Source organism: Streptomyces sp. NRRL B-24572 (assembly GCF_002156145.1).
Lineage (GTDB): Bacteria > Actinomycetota > Actinomycetes > Streptomycetales > Streptomycetaceae > Streptomyces > Streptomyces vietnamensis.
In genome coordinates this window covers 25,599-43,715 of sequence record NZ_MWIG01000118.1, presented here as the reverse complement: position 1 = coordinate 43,715, position 18,117 = coordinate 25,599, and the positions used below count along the sequence as shown (strand labels likewise).

At 70.4% G+C, this 18,117-nt stretch carries 20 protein-coding genes; 19 read left to right on the top strand and 1 reads right to left on the bottom strand.

What is annotated here, in order from left to right; translation table 11 throughout:
* Positions 1 to 141: 141 nt before the first annotated feature.
* The 15 genes from CCN56_RS07645 (at position 142) to CCN56_RS07575 (ending at position 13,160) form a co-directional block, all read left to right on the top strand.
* The gene (locus CCN56_RS07645; protein ID WP_086824843.1) at positions 142 to 543 is read left to right on the top strand and encodes a hypothetical protein; all 402 of its coding nucleotides are present in this window, start codon (positions 142 to 144) and stop codon (positions 541 to 543) included.
* A gap of 20 nt (positions 544 to 563) precedes the next feature.
* The gene (locus CCN56_RS07640) at positions 564 to 1,097 is read left to right on the top strand and encodes a hypothetical protein (RefSeq protein ID WP_143664456.1); all 534 of its coding nucleotides are present in this window, start codon (positions 564 to 566) and stop codon (positions 1,095 to 1,097) included.
* Positions 1,090 to 1,524, top strand: a complete 435-nt coding sequence (locus tag CCN56_RS07635) for an ATP-binding protein (protein WP_086824839.1) — start codon at positions 1,090 to 1,092, stop codon at positions 1,522 to 1,524. The genes CCN56_RS07640 and CCN56_RS07635 overlap by 8 nt, the downstream gene beginning before the upstream one ends.
* Positions 1,525 to 1,772: 248 nt before the next feature.
* A complete protein-coding gene (locus CCN56_RS07630) occupies positions 1,773 to 2,450 on the top strand; it encodes a hypothetical protein (RefSeq protein ID WP_086824837.1) in 678 nt (225 codons plus the stop codon).
* Entirely contained in the window at positions 2,447 to 2,998 is a 552-nt protein-coding gene (locus CCN56_RS07625) for a hypothetical protein (protein WP_086824835.1), read from the top strand. The genes CCN56_RS07630 and CCN56_RS07625 overlap by 4 nt, the downstream gene beginning before the upstream one ends.
* Before the next feature lie 76 nt (positions 2,999 to 3,074).
* Entirely contained in the window at positions 3,075 to 3,266 is a 192-nt protein-coding gene (locus CCN56_RS07620) for a hypothetical protein (protein WP_086824833.1), read from the top strand.
* Between the two features lie 27 nt (positions 3,267 to 3,293).
* Positions 3,294 to 3,539 carry a hypothetical protein gene (locus CCN56_RS07615; RefSeq protein WP_086824831.1) on the top strand — a complete coding sequence of 82 codons (246 nt, stop codon included), beginning with the start codon at positions 3,294 to 3,296 and terminating at the stop codon, positions 3,537 to 3,539.
* A 6-nt stretch (positions 3,540 to 3,545) separates the two neighbouring features.
* Positions 3,546 to 3,887, top strand: a complete 342-nt coding sequence (locus tag CCN56_RS07610; RefSeq protein ID WP_086824829.1) for a hypothetical protein — start codon at positions 3,546 to 3,548, stop codon at positions 3,885 to 3,887.
* 264 nt (positions 3,888 to 4,151) lie between these two features.
* Positions 4,152 to 4,298, top strand: coding sequence for an FxLD family lanthipeptide (gene fxlA, locus CCN56_RS07605; protein ID WP_086824827.1), 147 nt, complete (start codon positions 4,152 to 4,154; stop codon positions 4,296 to 4,298).
* A gap of 64 nt (positions 4,299 to 4,362) precedes the next feature.
* Entirely contained in the window at positions 4,363 to 4,497 is a 135-nt protein-coding gene (locus tag CCN56_RS07600; RefSeq protein WP_086824825.1) for an FxLD family lanthipeptide, read from the top strand.
* 209 nt (positions 4,498 to 4,706) lie between these two features.
* A complete protein-coding gene (locus CCN56_RS07595; protein ID WP_256961845.1) occupies positions 4,707 to 7,667 on the top strand; it encodes a lantibiotic dehydratase in 2,961 nt (986 codons plus the stop codon).
* Positions 7,664 to 8,932, top strand: coding sequence for a lanthionine synthetase C family protein (locus tag CCN56_RS07590; RefSeq protein ID WP_086824820.1), 1,269 nt, complete (start codon positions 7,664 to 7,666; stop codon positions 8,930 to 8,932). The genes CCN56_RS07595 and CCN56_RS07590 overlap by 4 nt, the downstream gene beginning before the upstream one ends.
* Positions 8,933 to 8,948: 16 nt before the next feature.
* On the top strand, positions 8,949 to 11,003 hold the full coding sequence (gene fxlM / locus CCN56_RS07585) for a methyltransferase, FxLD system (protein ID WP_086824818.1): 2,055 nt from the start codon (positions 8,949 to 8,951) through the stop codon (positions 11,001 to 11,003).
* A 1-nt stretch (position 11,004) separates the two neighbouring features.
* Positions 11,005 to 12,105 (top strand): hypothetical protein, encoded by a 1,101-nt coding sequence (locus CCN56_RS07580; RefSeq protein ID WP_086824816.1) that lies wholly within the window; start codon positions 11,005 to 11,007, stop codon positions 12,103 to 12,105.
* A 107-nt stretch (positions 12,106 to 12,212) separates the two neighbouring features.
* Positions 12,213 to 13,160, top strand: a complete 948-nt coding sequence (locus CCN56_RS07575; RefSeq protein ID WP_256961844.1) for a transcriptional regulator — start codon at positions 12,213 to 12,215, stop codon at positions 13,158 to 13,160.
* Between the two features lie 123 nt (positions 13,161 to 13,283).
* On the opposite strand, the gene galE is transcribed toward CCN56_RS07575, so the two are convergent.
* Positions 13,284 to 14,279: a UDP-glucose 4-epimerase GalE gene (galE, locus tag CCN56_RS07570; RefSeq protein WP_086824813.1), complete on the bottom strand. Its 996-nt coding sequence runs from the start codon at positions 14,277 to 14,279 to the stop codon at positions 13,284 to 13,286.
* A 237-nt stretch (positions 14,280 to 14,516) separates the two neighbouring features.
* Here galE and CCN56_RS07565 point away from each other — a divergent pair, with 237 nt between their 5' ends.
* Genes CCN56_RS07565 through CCN56_RS07550 form a run of 4 tightly spaced genes read left to right on the top strand, consistent with a single transcriptional unit; the run spans position 14,517 to position 18,056 of the window.
* Positions 14,517 to 15,005 carry a hypothetical protein gene (locus tag CCN56_RS07565; protein ID WP_256961843.1) on the top strand — a complete coding sequence of 163 codons (489 nt, stop codon included), beginning with the start codon at positions 14,517 to 14,519 and terminating at the stop codon, positions 15,003 to 15,005.
* A 53-nt stretch (positions 15,006 to 15,058) separates the two neighbouring features.
* Positions 15,059 to 15,397, top strand: a complete 339-nt coding sequence (locus CCN56_RS07560) for a hypothetical protein (protein ID WP_143664455.1) — start codon at positions 15,059 to 15,061, stop codon at positions 15,395 to 15,397.
* The gene (locus tag CCN56_RS07555) at positions 15,397 to 17,844 is read left to right on the top strand and encodes a phage portal protein (RefSeq protein WP_086824808.1); all 2,448 of its coding nucleotides are present in this window, start codon (positions 15,397 to 15,399) and stop codon (positions 17,842 to 17,844) included. The genes CCN56_RS07560 and CCN56_RS07555 overlap by 1 nt, the downstream gene beginning before the upstream one ends.
* Positions 17,841 to 18,056 carry a hypothetical protein gene (locus CCN56_RS07550; RefSeq protein ID WP_256961842.1) on the top strand — a complete coding sequence of 72 codons (216 nt, stop codon included), beginning with the start codon at positions 17,841 to 17,843 and terminating at the stop codon, positions 18,054 to 18,056. The genes CCN56_RS07555 and CCN56_RS07550 overlap by 4 nt, the downstream gene beginning before the upstream one ends.
* The last annotated feature ends 61 nt before the right edge of the window (positions 18,057 to 18,117 follow it).

The following is an 18,117-nucleotide window of genomic DNA, read 5'->3' as shown; positions in this document are numbered from 1 at the left end:
GAGTCCTGCCGAATGCCAGGAATCCCCCCAACGAGTGAGGGAAAGTCCGGTAATTGGCTTCGAGAGACCTCTGAAAGTCCTCGTAGGTCTGGCAGTTGAGGACCAAGGTATTGCCATCGACCTACTGGAGAGGGGACGTAGATGGCTGACCCGGACCTGCCGACCGCGTGTGAGCCGAGGATCGTCGGCGCGGAGTGGGACGCCGTCGGGATCCCGCGCAGCGTCGGCCTCCTCGCCTTGGACATCCTCGGCGCGCGCAGCGGCGCCGTGATCGAGGACGGGACGGCCCTCTACTGGCTGCTTCCCGCTGGCTCGGCGGAGGGCTGGGGCACCGCCAACACTCGGGCGCTTTCGGCCGGGGCGACGTTGGCCGTGCCGCCCGCCCGCCGTACCGTCGGCCCCGGGCCGCATTGGCGGATCTGCCCCGGCGACGACCGGCTCCTCACCCCTGCGGCTGCGCTTCGGGCGGCGGTGGAAGACGCCTCCGGACAGACCGGAGGGCAGCCGGCCCCCAACTTCTCCGGCGGGAGAGCCGTACTGTGACGGCCTTGATCCATGGACCGATGGAGACGGAGCCCGGTGTGCTCGTCCACTCGCGTCGCAGCCGCGACGTCGGCGCCGAGACGTGGCTGATGCTCGCCGCGCGCGACGCCAGCGTGGCCCGGCAGGAATGGGACGAGTACGGCGTGGCCCTGCTGCGCTGCGGCACCATCTTCTCTGCCGTGCGCATCCCGGCGGACATCGTCCACGCCGCCGCTGGAACCGCCGGCCGTGGCGCAGTAGCGGACTACCTGCGGACTGCCCTGGAAGGCCCGTGCTTCTTCGATGGCAACAGCCAGGCGTACTACGCACTCACGCCGCACAGCACCGCGCGCCGATGGAACGTCCCCGACACGGAATGCCTGGGCGCTGACTTCTTCCTGGGCGTCCCCGCTACCACCATCTCCGAGCCTGACCCGAGGTGCGCGGCCTGGTGGGTCGCGCCCATGGAGGGTCCGGCCGCTCTCTGCGACCCGGGTATCGTCCGATGGCTCGTGCAACGGGGCCGGATCCGGCGCTCGGAGGCCGCGGCAGAGGAGGCGGGCAAGGATGCTTGAGACCCCCGTCCGCCGGCGGCCGGAGTTCTACCTCTCCGCTGACGACCCGTCCCAGTCCCGTGTGCTGCCGTGCGACCTGGAGTCGGCCGCCGTCGCGCGGCGCTTGGTCGCCGCTGTCCTCGCCTGCTGGGGGCTGCCGGAGCTGACTACCAGCGCCGAGCTGATCGTCTCCGAGTTGGTCACCAACGCCGTGCTGCACGCCCGTACGTGCGGCTCCTCGGTCCGTGCCGTCGTCACCCGCGTCCAGGACGACCGCGTCCAGGTCGCCGTGACCGACCTCGACCAGCGTCCGCCGGTCCTGGTGCAGGCCGGGCCGGACGAGGAGGGCGGCCGCGGCCTGGCCCTCGTCGCCGCGCTCTCCGAGTGCTGGGGCTGCGAGCACCGGCACTGGGGGAAGCGGGTGTGGGCGGAGCTGGCCCTCTCGTAGGTGTCCTGGCCGCGTCTCGACGGCGGAGCCGGCCAGGAAAGGGACCCTCTCCAAGCGAGCCCGGAGGGGGCGGTGCGTGACCGTCGCCGATCGGCACGCACCCGGCCACCGGACACGTCCCGTCCACGACAGGCCGGTGGTCGGCCCGCCCCACCAACTGCCCTCCGCCAGGACGTTCCTGGCGCAGGTCCCCCGTGCCACGCTGTGGCCCTGGCGGAGGGCTCCCTACTCCTCTATTGGGAAACGCCTTGAGCCTTCACACCCTGCCCGTCCATCGCGGCTTACGTGTCCCGTACGTCGCCCGCTGGACCGGCGAGGAGGACATCAGCCCCGCCGTCGTCGGCGCGGGCGGCGTCCTGCGTTACGCGGAGCCGGTCGCCGATGCCGCCTGCCGGTGGCAGGGCGCTCTGTGGCGCCGCCTTGCCCGCGCGCAGGGCAGGGGGGAGCCCGTCTTCGAGGCGCTGCACCCCGTCCGGCAGCGGACGGCAATGTGGAATCAGTGGTGTCAGGTGTGCGGAACGTCGGTCGCCGAGGAGGCCGCGGCCCGGGGCGGTGCGCTGTACCTCGGCGGCACGGATGCCGAGTCCGGCACGCAGGACCCCATGACGGAGGGAGAGCGCACCGAGAATCCCCCGCTCCACATCGCGTGCGCCTGGGAGTCCGTGAGCCACTGCCGCCACCTCCTGGAGGGCTACACCGCCGCCCGGGTCGCCCGGCCCCGTCAGTGGGGCGTCGCCGGCATCCTGCACGCCCCCGCGCGCGGCACGGTCGTCCCGGTGCAGCGCACGGAGACGTCGTACGGCTCCGAGCGACTGGGGTGGATGCTCGCCGAGCGTGCGATCGTCCAGCTCACCAGGGTCCGCGTTGTCGACTTGGTCAGCGAGGCCGAGCGTGCCGGTCTCCTCGGAGCAGGGAGCCGACGATGACCGCCCCCGTCCGGCCGTACCTGCCGGAGAAGCCGTTCGCGATGCTGACCGTGGACGAGACGTGGAGCGCGCTGACGGTGCCGCTGGACTGGGCCGGACTCTTGGTCGCCGCCCTCGGCGACCAAGCTGGCCCCGCCTTCGGCGACGCGGGCCTGAACCGCGCGACCTTCTTCCTACCGCCCGGCGCGGGCGAGGACTGGCCGGACCTGAGCGGCGCCGCCGTCGAGTGGCACCGGACCGGGGCGGACGTCCTCGTCCCGGGCCCGGACGGCTGCGCCTCGCTGAGCTGGATGCGCTTCCCCCTGGACGACGCCCCGCTCTTCACCGCCCCGGGCGACCTCCGGCCGGTCCTGGAGGCGGTCCTCGGCCCGCTGGAGACGGCCAGCGCCCTCGGGCCCGTCGCCGTCTGCTCGTTCTGCAGCACGCCGTCGCGCGACGTGAAGGTGGTGGCCTGGGGCGAGCAGATGAGCGGGGCCGGGTGGGTCCGGTACGCCTGCCGACCCTGCCGCGACGTCGCCGACCTCCGGAACGCCCTGGAGGACCTGTGAGCGACAGCGCGCGGCGAGCGGTCTACCTGGCGTGGCTGGTCGGCCTCGCGGCGGCCATCGTCTGGGGGGTGGCCCGGTGACCGCCGGCCTCACGTGGACGACCGGCCGGTGCTGGAAGTGCGAGGAGGAAGACCTCCCCGTCCTCTGGCTCGGGCCGGCACACAGCGCCGACCACGGCCACGCCCCCCTCTACACCTGCGAGCCCTGCATCCAGCGGATCGAGGCGCTGATCGCGGACCACGTCGCCAAGCGCTACGCCGCCACCTGACCCCACGAACACGAAGGAGAGCACCTAGTGGACATCTTCGAGGCGAAGCAGCCGGAGACCGCGACGGGGAGGGAGACGGGCCGACCCGCACAGATGGTGTCCATGAGCATCAGCGTCTTCGGGTTCCGCGCCTGGGCGGACGGCGAGACGGGGCGGAAGGCCCTGCGGCGGATCCGGCTCACGGCTCCCTGGCTCGCCTGGGGAGCCGCGGCCTACGCCGCCGTCCTCGCCGTCGCGGTGGTCGCGTTCGCCGCGATCGTCTGGCCCCCGTAGGCCCCGGTGGAAGAAACGGACCTGGTCCACCGGCAGTGGGGCAACGTCAGCGTGCTCCGGCAGTGGCTGGACCAGGAGCAGCCGGAGCCCGTGCGCGAGGTGCGGATGGCGCGAGTCCTCGCGGTCGGCACGTCGTACGGAGTGGCGGCCCAAGCGCTGAACGGCGCGCTCGGACTGAACCCCGGACCGATCCCTACGCACTCGTGGGACGACGTGCGGGAGGCACTGGCGGACGTCGCAGCGGCCGCGCTCGTCGCCCTGGACACGATCGCCGGCGAGCCGGAGCACATCCTCGCCGCACGCCTGGACGAGCTCGCCGCCCGCGTTCCCAGGGACGAGCGTCCGTGAGCGTGGCGTACGAGGAGTGAGGCGACGAGGTGAACGAATGAGTCCGCGCCCGGACCAGCCCTCCGGCTTCGTCCAACTCACCCGTCTCCGAACGGGACCGGGAAGCACCGGTGAAGGAGGCTTCCCATCCCAGGCTTCCGGTGATCACCAGCGTGGTGATCACCGGGATGGCCGGAAAGAACCAAGCCCTGCGCGCACGGCACAACTAGGCTCGCGCGGCACCCGGCCGATCTTCGCAAATCGCTTACAGAGAGGAGTAGTTACGTGACCAGTCTCCCCACGGCCACGGTGTCCGACCCGTTCGACTTGGACGTCCGGGTCGTCGACCAGACGCCGGCGGCCGACATCGACGGCAGCTCCGACGGTGGCTGCATGGCGACGTGCGGCAACTCGTGCGTCTCCGCCGCCTAGAAGCAGGCACCACCACACCCATCACCAGCCCTCGGGCTGATCAAGCAGCGACCTGGAGGTCCTGATGAACAACCTCGACGAGTTCGACCTGGACGTGACGGTTCTCGACGCGGCCGACGGTGACGCCAGCGCGGTCATCCTCACGGACGACGGCTGCGGCAGCACCTGCTCCAGCCCGTGCGCGACCGCCGTGGCCTGACCGGTCATCGGCACCCGCTAGAAGGTGCCCGGCCCACCACCGTCCCTGGTGAGCCGGGCACCGCCCCACCCCATCCGCTGGAACGGGAGAACTCGATGGCTCGAAAGCCGAACAGGCTCTACCGCAGCTCCGCCTCGGCCCTGGCCCGTCTGGCTCACACCCCGTCGACACCGCTGCCACCGTGGCCCGCTTCCTCTTCTGCCTCCAGCGTGACGTCCTGGCGCACGTGGGCCGAGCAGGTCTGGGCGCAGGAGCCGTTGGCCGCAGCCATCGAGCACGCCAGTCCGGTTCTGGCCGAACAGGTCCGAGAGCTGCTGACCGGGACGGTCACGGAGGTGCAGCAGGCCCGCCGCTTGTGCCGTTCGCTGGCCCGGTACGTCCTGCGCGCGCAGGGGCGCGCCACACCGTTCGGCCTGTTCTCGGGCGTAGCTCCCGCCTCCTTCACGTCCGTGCCTGCCGTGTCCTGGGGCAAGCAGCACCACCATGTGGCACGGGCGTCCTCGGCCTGGCTCGACGAGGTGATCCGGCGACTCGAAGCCGTACCGGATCTGCTGCTCGCGCTGCCGCTGATGGTGAACAACACGGCCTTCGTGCGAGGAAGCCGACTGGTTCTTCCGCACCCGCCTCACCTGGCCTCCGGGAAAGCGGCCACCGAACTGTCCTTGCGATACACCACCCCCGTCCGCATCGCGGTCGAGAGCGCCCGCGCACCGATTCGTGGTGAGGACCTGGTCCAGAAGATCGCGGCCGAGCTGCCGGGCGCACCCTTGGCGAAGGTGACGGGGCTCCTCAGCGATCTTGTGCGCCGAGGCGTCCTACTCACCTGCCTGCACGCGCCCCTGGGAGTCTTCGACGCATTGGGCCACCTCGTCGACGAGCTCGTGGCCGTAGGAGCCGATCAACTGGAGGGGGCTTCCGAGGCAACGGCCCGCCTCCGAACGATCCGAGCCCTGTTCGCGGAATACGACCGCTCTCCAGCAGCGGCCCAGCACAGCATCCGTGCCCGTTTGCGGAGCGAGATGTCCACGCTGAGCAAGGTGGTGCAGCCGGTGGCTGTGGACTCCCGTACCGACTGTGCAATCACGCTGCCGGATCGGGTCGCCCGGGAAGCGGAGACGGCGGCGACCTTGCTGGCCCGTCTGTCGCCGTACCCGGCAGGAGCACCGGCCTGGAACGCGTACCACAACCGCTTCTTCGAGCGGTACGGCATCGGTGCGCTGGTGCCGGTGCTCGATCTCGTTGACCCCGACGTGGGCCTCGGCTTCCCTGCGGGGTTCCTCTCCTCCGAGCCGGAGTCGCCGGAGGGCCTGAGCGCACGGGACCGGAGACTGCTGACTCTGGCCCAGACGGCTGCGCTGGAGGGACGCAACGAGATCGTCCTCACCGAGGAGCGGGTCGCGGCGCTGGAGGCCGACGCCCCCGAGCTGCGTCGCATCCCCCTCCACCTAGAGCTGAAGTTCCGCGTGGAGTCCTCGTCCATGTCCGCGCTCGCCCGGGGCGACTTCCATCTGCGTGACGTGTCCGCCTCCCGGGGCGCCGGAACCTTGACGGGCCGGTTCCTCGACCTGCTGGACACCTCGGCCCGCGCCCGTGCGCACGACGTCCTCGCCGGCCTCCCGGTCAGCGACGCCGGTACCCAGCCGGCGCAGGTCTCGTTCGCCTCCGTCGACCGTGCCCATGCCCATGTGATGCGTGCCCCCGAGATCCTGCCGGACGTCATCAGCGTGGGCGAACACCGCCAGCCCAACAACGGGGTGCTGCCGCTGGAGGACCTGGCCGTCGGCTGCGACCCCCACCGCCTGTATCTGGTGTCGCTGTCGCGGGGCTGCCGCCTGAACCCGCTGACGTTCAACGCCCTGGAGCTGCGCGTCCACACACCGCCGCTGGTCCGCTTCCTGGTGGAGATCACGCGAGCGTCCACCTGCGCCGTGGTGGGATTTTCCTGGGGAGCTGCCGAACACCTGCCGTACCTGCCGCGGGTTCGCGCGGGGCGCATCGTGCTGGCTTCGGCCAGATGGCGGCTGGCCCCTTCGGACCTCCCCCGCGAGGCGGCGTCGGATGCCGAGTGGGTGCAAGCGTTCAGCGAGTGGCGGGCTCGGCGTCGTGTGCCGGCCACGGTCGCCCTCGTCGAGCAGGACCGTCACCTGCCCCTCGACCTCACTCGTGCCGCCGACCTGGAGCTGGTCCGAGCCCACCTGCGGGACGCGGCTGTCGCGGTGCTCGTCGAAAGATCACCGGACCCTGACGGCTGGCTGAACCAGCACGCCCACGAGGTCGTCGTCCCCCTGACCGCAGCGGACGCCCCGCAGTGGCCGTCCCTGCCGCCCGTATCGCGGGAACGGCTGCTGACCCGAGCCCACGGGCACATCCCGGGCGCCTCCCGCTGGCTGCTGGCCAAGATCTACGGGCACGCCGAGCGGCAGCCCGAACTCCTCGCCCACCACGTGCCTGAGCTGCTGGCTCGCTGGGACAGCCCACCGGCGTGGTGGTACATGCGCTACCGGGATCCCGCACCTCACCTGCGGCTCCGTATCGAGCTCTCCGAGGACAGCGAGTTCGGACAAGCCGCAGCCCGGATCGGAGCGTGGGCTGCACGCCTGCGCGAGCTGGGCCTGCTGCGAGAGATCCAGTTCGCCACCTCCTACCCCGAACCCGGACGCTGGGGCCAAGGCCCCGCGCTGGCGGCGGCAGAGGCGGTGTTCTGCGCGGACTCCCGCTCGCTCGCCACCACCTTCGCCCTGCCGTCCCGCCCGCACCCGCAGGCCCTGGCCGCGGCCAACTTCCTGTCGATCGCCTCCGCGTTCACCGGCAGCGTCACTGCCGGCATGGACTGGATCATCAAGCACACCCGCCTCGCTGACCCTCGGCCCCTCGACCGAGCCGTACGGTCCCAGGCGATCAGCCTCGCCGACCCCACCCTCGACTGGGCCGGGCTACGCGCTGTAGAGGGCGGCGAGACGATCCACGGCTCGTGGACGGATCGGGACTCGGCAATCAGGGCCTACCGCGCCGAACTGAAGCAGACATCCGGCTACGACGAGGACCGGATTCTCGACTCCCTCCTCCACGTGCACCACATCCGCGCCGCCGGCATCGACAAGGACGACGAACGCGTCTGCCTGCGGCTGACCCGTGCTGCCGCGCTCGCCTGGAAGGCCACAAGGACATGATCACGGACGAGGCCGTCGAGGTCGCCCGCCGGACGGTCGACACCATCGCGGAACGCCTCGCCTCCCCCGACCGCGCTCAGGACCTGCATCTCGTCCAGGGATGGATGCCCCAGTCTTTGGCCTACGGCGCCGTCGGAGTCGCACTGCTCCACATCGAACGGGCCCGCACCGGCCAGGCGTCATGGGAGCAGGCGCACGCCTGGCTGGCGTGCGCCGCTGCCAGCCCCGCCGCCGGAGGCCCCGACAGCCACTTGTTCCACGGGGCCCCGGCCCTCGCCTTCGCTCTCCGCCTCGCCGCCGAGCGCACAGGCCGCTACAGCCGGGCCTTGAGCGTCCTCGACCAGCACATCACCGGCTCCGTCCGACTGCGGCTCGATGCTGCCCACGACCGGATCGACCGCGGCCGGCTCCCCGCGCTCGCAGAGTTCGACGGCATCCGTGGCCTGTCCGGCATGGCGACCCTGCTCATGACCCGCGACGGTGAACAGCACCCCCTCATCCACCAGGTCCTGACCTACCTCGTCCGGCTGACCGAGCCCGTGAAGGACGGCGACGACGTGCTGCCGGGCTGGTGGACCGACCGCGCGCCGTCCGGCAAGCTCGACCCGGACTGGCCCGGTGGGCACGCCAACTTCGGCATGGCCCACGGCGTCGCCGGGCCACTCGCCGCCCTGTCCCGCGCCGCGCTGCACGGCCTCCTCGTCGACGGCCAGCTGGAGGCGATCCGACGGATCTGCGACTGGCTCGATCGGTGGCGCCAGGACGAACCCACCGGCCCCAGGTGGCCGTACTACGTCCGGCGGTCCGAGCTGCGCACCGGCGTCTGTACCCTCCCGGGCCCGCTGCGGCCGTCATGGTGCTACGGAACCGCCGGGCTCGCGCGAGCACAGCAGCTCGCCGGCCTGGCCCTGGAGGACATCGGCCGCCAGCGCGTGGCCGAGGACGCCCTCCTTCGGGCGCTGAGCGATCCCGCCCAGCTCGACCGCACGGTCGACGCCTCGCTCTGCCACGGCTTCGCTGGGCTCGCGCTCACCGCCCAGGCTGCCGCTTCCGATGCCCTCACCCCCCAGGCACTGACTGCGGCCGTTCCCGCCCTCGTCGGCCGCGTCCTCGACAGCGACCCCGTGCACTCGATGCTGCCCGCGACCAGCGAGAGCGATATCGGGTTCCTGGAGGGCGCCGCCGGCGTTGCTCTCGCCCTGCACGGCGTCCTGGCCGGGCCGTCGGGGGCTCCGGGCTGGGCCTCCAGTCTGCTGATCAATTAATTGAGGAGACCGACTCATGCCCTGCCCCGAGTGGCCGCAACGCCTGATCGAGTTCACCGACCGCTCCGCCGCCGACGGCATCGCCGCCGAACGGCTCCTCCCGGTCCTGACGGACGGCGGCGTCTTCGGCCGCTGGGCGTTCATCCGGAAGGCACCTGCCTGGCGCCTGCGGTTCGAACCGACCAGCCAGGCCGACCGGTTGGACGCGGTCCTGGTCGCGCTGCTCGACGAAGGTCTCGTGCGTGCCTGGTACTCCGGCCTGTACGAGCCGGAGACCAACGCCTTCGGCGGTCCCGCCGCCATGGACGTCGCGCACACCCTGTTCCACCAGGACAGCCTTCACGTCCTCGGCCCGGGTACCGGCCGCGCCCTCGGCTGGCGTGAACTCGGTGTCCTGCTTCCCAGCGTCGCCATGCGCGCAGCCGGACTCGACATGTTCGAGCAGGGCGACGTCTGGGCGAAGGTCGCCGAACAGCGGCCCGCCGCCGAGCAGACGCCTGCCCGGCGGCACGAGGCCGTGCGCCGCCTGATGACCGTCGACGTCTCGCCGAGCAGCACGCCGATGCGCGACGGACGGCTGACCTACCTCACCGGCTGGATCACCGCCTTCGAGAACGCGGGCCGCGCCCTCGCGGACCTCAACAGCCACGGGCTGCTGGGCAGGGGCCTGCGGGCCGTCCTCGCCCATCACGTGATCTTCCACTGGAACCGTCTGGGCCTCAACTCCGAGGACCAGAGCGCCTTGTCAACCCTCGCACGAGAGGCCGTCATGCCGACGAACGACACTTCCCCGTACACACCCCCCAGCGGGGAGACGCCCGGTACGGTCCCCGAGGTGAACAGCACCACGGACACCAGCTCCGACATCCTGCGCTCCCAGTACGCCGACGGCCTGATCGAGCGCGGCAAGATCCGCTCCAGGGCCGTCGAGGACGCCATGCGTACCATCCCCCGGCACCTGTTCGTCCCCCACGTCCCGGTAGAGAAGGCGTACGCGAACACCACCGTCAACACCAAGCTCGACCCCGCCGGCCGCTCGATCAGCTGCGCCTCACAGCCGGACATCATCGCCATGATGCTCGAACAGGCCCAGGTCGAGCCCGGCATGAACGTCCTGGAACTCGGAGCCGGCACCGGGTACAACGCTGCCCTCCTCGCCCACCTCGTCGGCGACAACGGCCACGTGACCACCATCGACGTCGACGCCGACATCGTCGACGGAGCACGCGCGGGACTCGCTGCCGCCGGCGCCGAGAACGTCACGGTCATCCTCGGCGACGGCGCCAAGGGCTACCCCGACAACGCCCCGTACGACCTGATCGAACTCACCGTCGGAGCACACGGCCTGCCCCAGGACCTGCTCGACCAGCTCTCCCCCACCGGCCGTCTCCTCACCCCCATCAGGGTGCGCGGCAGCGTCTCGCGCTCGATCACCTTCGAGCACAGCGACGGTGCCTGGCGCAGCGTGAACAGCGAGATGAACACCTTCATGCCGCTGCGCAGCGGCATGGCCGACGACCCGCGGCTGTTCGTCCCGCTCACGGAAGACGACAGCGTGACCCTGGTCGTCAACAGCGACCAGAACACGGACCCCGACGCCCTGGCCGGAGTGCTCGCCCGTCCCCGCGTGGAAGCCTGGACGGGGGTCACCCTCCGCGGGCCCGAGTCCCCCGAATGGCTGGAGCTGTGGCTGGCCTGCGCCCTGCCGAACAGCATCAGCCACATGCCCGCGAAGCCCACCGCCATCGAGAGCGGGCTCCTCACCAACCCATACAGGAGCGCGACCGCCACCTTCGAGGGCGGCACCCTGACCTACCTCACCCGCCGCAAGGCCGACCGCACGGCGCCAGACGGAAGCACGCTGTACGAGTTCGGCGTCATCGGGCACGGCCCGGACGCTCAAGCCCTCGCTGGCAAGGTCGCAACGGAGATCCGTACGTGGGACGAGGAGCGCCGTGACCGGTCTGTCGACTTCACCCTGCTGCCGGTGAACGGAGAGCCGGTCAAACCGCGCTCCGGGCAGTTCGTCATCGACACCGGCTTCAACCGACTCGTCATCGAGTGGCAGTGACGTGGACGCCAGCAAGATAGCCCGACGGTTCCCGCTGGTCGCCCGCCCGCGACCAGCGTGCCCGCCGATCGCCGAACGGCTGAGGGAGATCACCAAGCTGGCGGACACGGCCGAGCGTGACGGCGACCTTGTCCAGGCCGCCGTCACGCAGAACAAGGCCGCACTCATCGCCAGCGACTGTGGCCTACCGGCCCTGGCCCGTACCCTGTGCTGGGCCCATGCCGAGGTGTACCTTCAAGGCCCCCGGCCGCTCTCTGCACACGCTGCCCGGCTCGCGCTGGAACCCCTCGTCAACCTTGCTCGCCTCCGCATCCGCGCCAGTGACGGCGAAGCCGCGTACGAGCTGCTGTCAGACCTGTTCCAGGCAGTGAGCAGCCGCGCCCCGGAAGCCACGATCGATGGTCGAAATCTCTCGCTGGTCGACCTGACCTCATCAAAGGACGACCTGAAAAAGGTCGTCCAGTGGCTCTGGACAGTCCTTCTCGCCGACGGCACCCGGGCGCTCATCAGTGCCGGCCGGTGGAAGGAAGCCCTTCGCCAGGTGGAAAAGCACAACGGCATCGGAGGCCGCCTGCTCGACGGACGGCAGGTCGCGGTCCTCTCTCGTCTCGTCGATGGAGAGCCGGAAGCAGCCCTCGCCCTACTCAACACCTCCCGCTTCACCGACTCGTGGGAGGAAGATGTGGCCTCCTGTCTCACCGTCGCGTGCCTCATGGCCGTCGGCTCCGGCACCGTGGACTCGGCCGTCTCGCACATGATCCGTCGCTACCTCGACGGACGCATCGAGCCTGGCCTCGCTGTCTTCCGTACACGCTGGGGTCTTACCGTCCTCGACCTCTCCGCTAACGCCGAAACCGTCTCGCAGCGTCTCGTCAATGAGACCCTGGTGGCTGGCGACGGCTACGCGGCCCGAGACCTCGTTGAGCACTCCTCAGAGCACCAGATCCTCACCCCGCAGACCCGGCGTGCTCTCCAGGCCACCGCCCAGGCGGCCGGGCTTCTCGGGGCGCCGTCCTCTCATACAGCGGCGTCACTTCGTGCCGATACCACCCGCGCCCGCGCTGTCACTGAGCAATCGCACACCTCACCCGGAGCGAGATGATGGTCCCTCACAGCCGTCACAACGACGACGCCCACGCCATCCACACGGGCCAGGACCTCCTCGACCCTCTCCAGCACTGGGCCACAGCCACCCCTTCGGACCTCATCGTGCGGGTCGGCAGCCGTATCGGGTCGAGCGACATCAAGAGCATCCACGCCATCACTGACATGTTCCGCGATGCCGACAACCGCCACGGCGGGATCCTCTCGCGCAAGGCTGTCATTGCACAGATGGCCGACGCCAACGCCCTCCTGAGTAGCGCCGCGTACGACGAGACCACCGGGCGAGCTCTGTTCTCCGCCGTCGCCGACCTCGGCTCCGTCGCCGGATGGATGACCTTCGACGCCGGCATGCACAAGCAGGCCCAGCGCATCTTCATCACCGCCCTGCATGCTGCCAGCGAAGCCGGAGACAAGGCCCTCGGCGCGCACATCCTCCAGTGCATGGCCCGACAAATGTCCCACCTGGGACACTACGACGAAGCCCTCGACCTCGTCTCCCTCGCGCAGTACGGAGCCCGCCGCCACGCCACCCCCGCCACACGATCGATGCTGTCCGCCCTCGAATCCCGTTTCCACGCCATCCTCGGCCAGGTCAACGAGAGTGAACGCGCGGCCGGGGCTGCTGAAGAACTCTTCGCCGCGGTCGACCCGCGCCAAGAGCCTGCCCACATGGCCTTCTTCGACGAGGCGGAGCTCTCCGCCACCATCGGCATCGCCCACCAGATCTCGGCGAAGAACGACTACAGCCCCGGACGCGCCCGCCGCGCGGAGCGCTCCTTGCAGCTCCTCGGCCGCGCACTCGAACTACGCCCCGAGCACCGGGTCCGCAGCAAGGCGTTCGACCACCTTGGCCTGGCTCGAACCCATCTCACCGTCGGGGAAGTGACGGGGGCCCGCGAGGAGACGCAGACCGCGCTCGCGCTGTTCGAGGTCGTCGGCAGCGCGCGGGTCGGCGACCGCCTGGCTGAGCTACACGACGAAGCGGAGCCGTACGCCAGCGCCCCGGAGGCAGCCGAACTCCGCGAACAGATCATGACCGTGGTGGCCGGCTAGTCGACAACATGGGGGCTTCGAGCATCCGTCTCGCCCAGCCGTGATCACTCCCATGCTCGACCCGCCAGGCTGGCCGTGGCATGCCCTCGGGCGCGCCACGGCCAGCTCAGAGCGGTGGCCGGGTCAGTCCGCCAGCATCTTGTCGCGGACGGGGATCCAGTCCAGGGCGCTGCGGATGCCCTCTTCCAACGTGAGGCGCGGCTTCCACCCAAGGAGCTTTTCGGCACGGTCGCTCTTGGTGTAGCCACCAGCCACGTCGCCGGGACGCGCCTCTGCGTCGACGGTAGCCAGAGGCGTGTCGACGACCTTGTTGAAGGCATCCACGAGTTCGCGCACGGTGGTACCGGAGCCGGTGCCCAGGTTGATCGCGAGCGACGGCTTCTCCCTCGTGACGAGGGTGTCGTACCTCTTGATCACTTCCACGTGGGCCTTGGCAAGATCCCAGACAGGGACATAGTCACGGATGCCGGATCCATCCCGCGTGGGGTAGTCCGTTCCAGTGATGGCGAAGGGACGCCCCTCCTGGTGGGCCAGGATCATCATGCCCAGGGCGTGGGTGGGCCGCCTGAGCTGGAGACCCGTCCTCAGCTCAGGGTCAGACCCGACAGGGTTGAAGTACCGCAGCGACACAGTGCGCGGGCCGCCACCGGCGGCGATGTCCGCGAACATCTCCTCGCAGTGAGCCTTGGTCCGCGCATACGGGCTCTGCGGAGCCAGCGGCGAGTTCTCATCGACCGGCGAGCCGTCCTCTGCCTGGTAGATCGAGGCAGACGAGCTGAAGATCAGGCGATCGCAACCATTCCGGTGCAGATGGCTGACGAAGTCCAGCGACTTCGCCACGTTCGCCTCGTAGTAGCCGATCGGGTCAGCGACGGACTCAGGGACGACGATGAGCGCGGCGCAGTGCACCACCGTCGTGATGTCCGGGTGCTCCGCGAAGATGCGGTCGATCAGGGCCCCGTCGGAGATGTCGCCCTCGTAGAAGACCCGGCCGTCAGTGAACTCGCGGCGGCCTCGGACCAAGCTGTCGAGGATGACGGGCTCGATCCCCTCATCCAGGCAGGCCGACGCCACCGTGCTGCCGATGTAACCGGCTCCCCCGGCGATAAGAACGGACATGAATCTCTCCGGAGCTTCCTAGAGCGACGAGCATGCGACCGACAGCAAGGCTAGCCGAGCCCTCGTACGCCGTTGACCCGATCCAACCGATCGCGACAATCCGCTCACCGGCTGTGCCGAGCATGATCGGACGCGAGGACACCGAGCCTGCTGTAACAGATCCGACACCATCGGCGTACTCAGAGGGGAATGGTTGACGGTTGTGTCAACCTCGCGCGACACGGTTCGGAGGACTGGGTGACAACCGCCACTGCTCCCCTATCGCCGGCCACTGGCCGGTCCTTCTGGCAAGAATCCCTCTTCTCGACCGGCCCAGCCTCCCTGCCTGCTGGGCAGGCAGACCGGCCGGGCCAGCCTCCTATATCCGCCCCGCCGCTCCCTGAACCTCAAGACCTCACGCATACGTGGGTCGTCGCGGCCGAGATCCAGGTCGAGCCGCGCATCGCGAGCATCGCCGACTTCCGGGGCTCCTTCAAGGCCGCCGCCGGTCAGCGGGTCGACGCTCTGGAGGTCTATTGCAAGGCATGCCGCCGCCCGTACGAGACGGTCAAGGGCAGGCCGTGCGAGGAGAAGGTGGACAATCGCCACCTGATCGGCGGGGACCAGTCCATCCGGAAGAAGCGGAAGCTGCCCCCGCCGCCGAAGGGCGTCCGGATCATTCCCGGCGAGCGAATCCAGCGCCGAGGCATCGGCGCGTACATGGCGGGCGTCACCCGTCCCCGGTGACCCGCTCGTCGAGCACGCGACAGTAGCCACACCCTCCGCTCAGGGTGCGCGCCGTGAGCACACCACCTGAGTCCCCCTCGACAGATCGCCTCGTACGAGAGGCCGTCGGCCTGCTCCTCGCCGCGATCGGCGCGCTGGTCGTCCTCTTCTCGCTCGGGCGCATCCACCCGGTCCTGGGTAGCACCGTCACGACGGCGGCAGCCCTGAGCCTCAGCTACTTCATCCTGCGAAACCGTGGACGGCGCGGGCGGATCGCGGCGTGGGTGCTGACCGGGGTGACGTCGACGGCCAGCGTCGTGACGGCCTTCCTGTACGCGTCCCCGCTCGCGTGGGTGGAGATCGGTGCGGCGGCCGTGGCTGTGGGGGCGTGGCTGGCCAGTGAGGGGGCCTGATGCCGCGCGAGTTCCTTCCCGGTCTCCGCCGCCTTCTCACCCCTCGTCCGGTGCAGGTGGAGGAGAAGTCCGCGGCGGTCGGTTCGGCGTACGTGTCGATGACGTACGCCGGCACGACGACCGTGTGGGGTGCCGAGAACCGTGGGGCCGGGTGGGACCTGGACCGGGTCGTTCAGGAGGGGTACGAGCGGTCCGTCTGGACCTTCAAGGCGGTCGAGGCGATCTCCAAGCACCCTGGGGCGCTCAGCATCGAGATCGGGCGAGGCGGTGACGACCGCCAGTTCGCCGAAACCCTCACGGACCATCCCCTGCTGCGCGTGCTGAACGTCCGAGCGAATCCCCTGGAGACCGCGGCGGTCTTCAAGAAAAGGCTGTCGGCTCAGTTCCTGCTCTCGAAAAGGGGGGCGTTCGTCGAGGTCACCCGTTCGCGCGCGGGCACGATCACCCGGCTCGATCTGCTGCCGCCCAACCGAGTCGAACCGATACCCGACCCGCACGGCGACTACCTCAGCCACTACCAGTTCACGACGTACGACGGCAGAATCCGCGAGCTCGACCCCAGTCGCGTGGTCTGGCTGAGGGACCCTCACCCCACCGACCCCTTCTGCGGCGTCACCCCGCTCGAAGCTGCCGGTCTGTCCGTCGACCTCGACGTCAAGGCCCGCCTGTACAACATCGCCTTCATCGACAACGACGCAAGGCCGAGCGGAATCGTGGCCATCGACGTCGACGGACTGGACCAGCGGGAGATCGACCGGATTCAGCAGCGCCTCGCACCAGGGGCGCAGCAGGCTGGCGAGACCGTGGTCGTCGGCAGCGGGCCCGGGGGCCTCAACTACGTGGACACCAGCACCCGGCCCCGGGACATGAACTACGAGTCCTTGGCGAAGGCGGCGAAGGACGAGATCTTGAGCGCGTTCGGCGTGCCGGAAAGCATCGTCGGCAACGCGTCCGAGCGGACCTATGCGAACGCGGATCGCGAGGAGTGGAATTACTGGCAGCACACGGAGCTGCCGCACCTGGGGTTGATCGCGTCCGCTTTCGACTTCGATCTCGACGACGGCTGGTCGATCCGATTCGACACGAGCGGCGTCGAGGCGTTGGAGTTCCCCCGGCGGCAGCGCCGGGCAGAGGCCCGGGAGGAGTGGAACGCGGGACTCATCACGGCCGACGAGTATCGAGAGGTCGCTGGGCGCCGGCCGTTCAACGTGCCCCACAGCCGGGCCCTGTGGATCAGCCCCCAGAAGGCGCCCGTGCCCGCGAACGAGGCGGACGCCGCCGCGCTCGGTGTCGCGCAGGACCCCGCAGCCGGTGGAACGCCGGGACTGCCTGGGGCTGGAGGCCCGCCTGCCCTGCCACCGTCTTCCGGGGCCGACTCGGCAGCTGCCGCCGTCGCTGAGGCCGAGTCCACCGGCGCGACCGGGCCGTCAGCTGCGGACGACGTGGCGGCAGCAAGGAGCATGCTGGACGTGCCCTCCCTCGGCTCAGCCGCTGCCGACGTCATCGCGGCACGAGAGCAGCGCCCTCATCCGGTCGACGGTGAAGCGGCAGCCGACGTGGAGGCGGCCCGTTCCACCGCCACCGCAGCGGGCTCGGGGGACGCGGCGGCGGATGCCGAGGCCGCGCGTGCTCCGCTGGAAGGCAAGTCCGCCTCCGACAACGGCTTCGAGGTCGCCGACTCCGACTTCGACACGGCGGCCTCAGCGGTCACGGCCGTGCTCACCGCGCTCCTGGCCCGCCAGGAGGGCGTGATCCGAGCCCGGCTGCGCTCGCCGAAGCTGCGGAAGCACACCAGGTACTGGACACCGGACGGAGACACCGACCTGCGCGGAGGGACGGCGGCGATCGACGGGCAGCGCGTCGTCGGCGCTGCCCGCTGGGAGGAGGAGGTGGTCGCGACCCTCGTTCCGGTCCTTCAGCAGACCGCGTCGTCCACCGCTCAGAGGGTGACCACCCGCCTGACGGGCACGGGCAGCGTGCCAGCCGGCGCCGTTGCCGCCGCTCTCACCGCTGCCGCCCTATCCGGACGCGCCGTCCTCGCCCTTCTCGCGGACCTTGCTGACGTCCTGGACGCCGCCCAGGACGAGACGACCACCCTCGCTGATCTCGACGAGGTGAGCACCCGCTTCTTCGCGGAACGTGCCGCGCCGCTCATCAGCCACATCGCCGAGTCCTGTGCGGTGACCACCGTGAACGGGGGCGCTGACGCTGCTGCCGAGAGCGTCGGGCCGTCGGTCCTGCGTACCTGGGTGACGAGGCGCGACGCCCGCGTACGGCCGCAGCACCAGCAGCTCGACGGCGTCACGCTGCCCGTCGGCACCGCGTTCGAGGTGGAGCATGTCCGCCTGCGCTACCCCGGCGACCCCTTCGCCCCCGCGGACCTCACCACGAACTGCCGCTGCCGGCTGCGGTACCGCACCGGCCCTGCCCCGAAGGAGACCCTGTGATCTGGCCCGCCGTCTGGTTCATCTGGACGTGCATGTTCGCCGTCGCCGAGACCATCGCCCTGGTCAACCGGCGCGAAGGCGACACCCTGAGCGAAACCGTCCGGGCTCTGTTCCACACCCGCACCTCCAAGGCCGGCCGCGCGGCGTTCGCCGTCGGGTGGGCCGGATTCTCCGTCTGGTTCGCGGTACACATCCTGGCCGAGACGATGTGAGCCCGTCTCCGTAGAGGGCCGCCCCGCCGGAGAGGCAGGCCGCGACGTTAGGCCGTCGCGC

Excerpts from the sequence above, each read along its gene's own strand:
- CCN56_RS07600 (WP_086824825.1), top strand. The coding sequence starts at position 4,363 with ATGAACAACCTCGACGAGTTCGACCTGGACGTGACGGTTCTCGACGCG.
- CCN56_RS07640 (WP_143664456.1), top strand. The coding sequence starts at position 564 with ATGGAGACGGAGCCCGGTGTGCTCGTCCACTCGCGTCGCAGCCGCGAC.
- fxlM (WP_086824818.1), top strand. The coding sequence starts at position 8,949 with ATGCCCTGCCCCGAGTGGCCGCAACGCCTGATCGAGTTCACCGACCGC.
- CCN56_RS07645 (WP_086824843.1), top strand. The coding sequence starts at position 142 with ATGGCTGACCCGGACCTGCCGACCGCGTGTGAGCCGAGGATCGTCGGC.
- galE (WP_086824813.1), bottom strand. The coding sequence starts at position 14,279 with ATGTCCGTTCTTATCGCCGGGGGAGCCGGTTACATCGGCAGCACGGTG.
- CCN56_RS07635 (WP_086824839.1), top strand. The coding sequence starts at position 1,090 with ATGCTTGAGACCCCCGTCCGCCGGCGGCCGGAGTTCTACCTCTCCGCT.
- CCN56_RS07590 (WP_086824820.1), top strand. The coding sequence starts at position 7,664 with ATGATCACGGACGAGGCCGTCGAGGTCGCCCGCCGGACGGTCGACACC.
- CCN56_RS07625 (WP_086824835.1), top strand. The coding sequence starts at position 2,447 with ATGACCGCCCCCGTCCGGCCGTACCTGCCGGAGAAGCCGTTCGCGATG.
- CCN56_RS07555 (WP_086824808.1), top strand. The coding sequence starts at position 15,397 with ATGCCGCGCGAGTTCCTTCCCGGTCTCCGCCGCCTTCTCACCCCTCGT.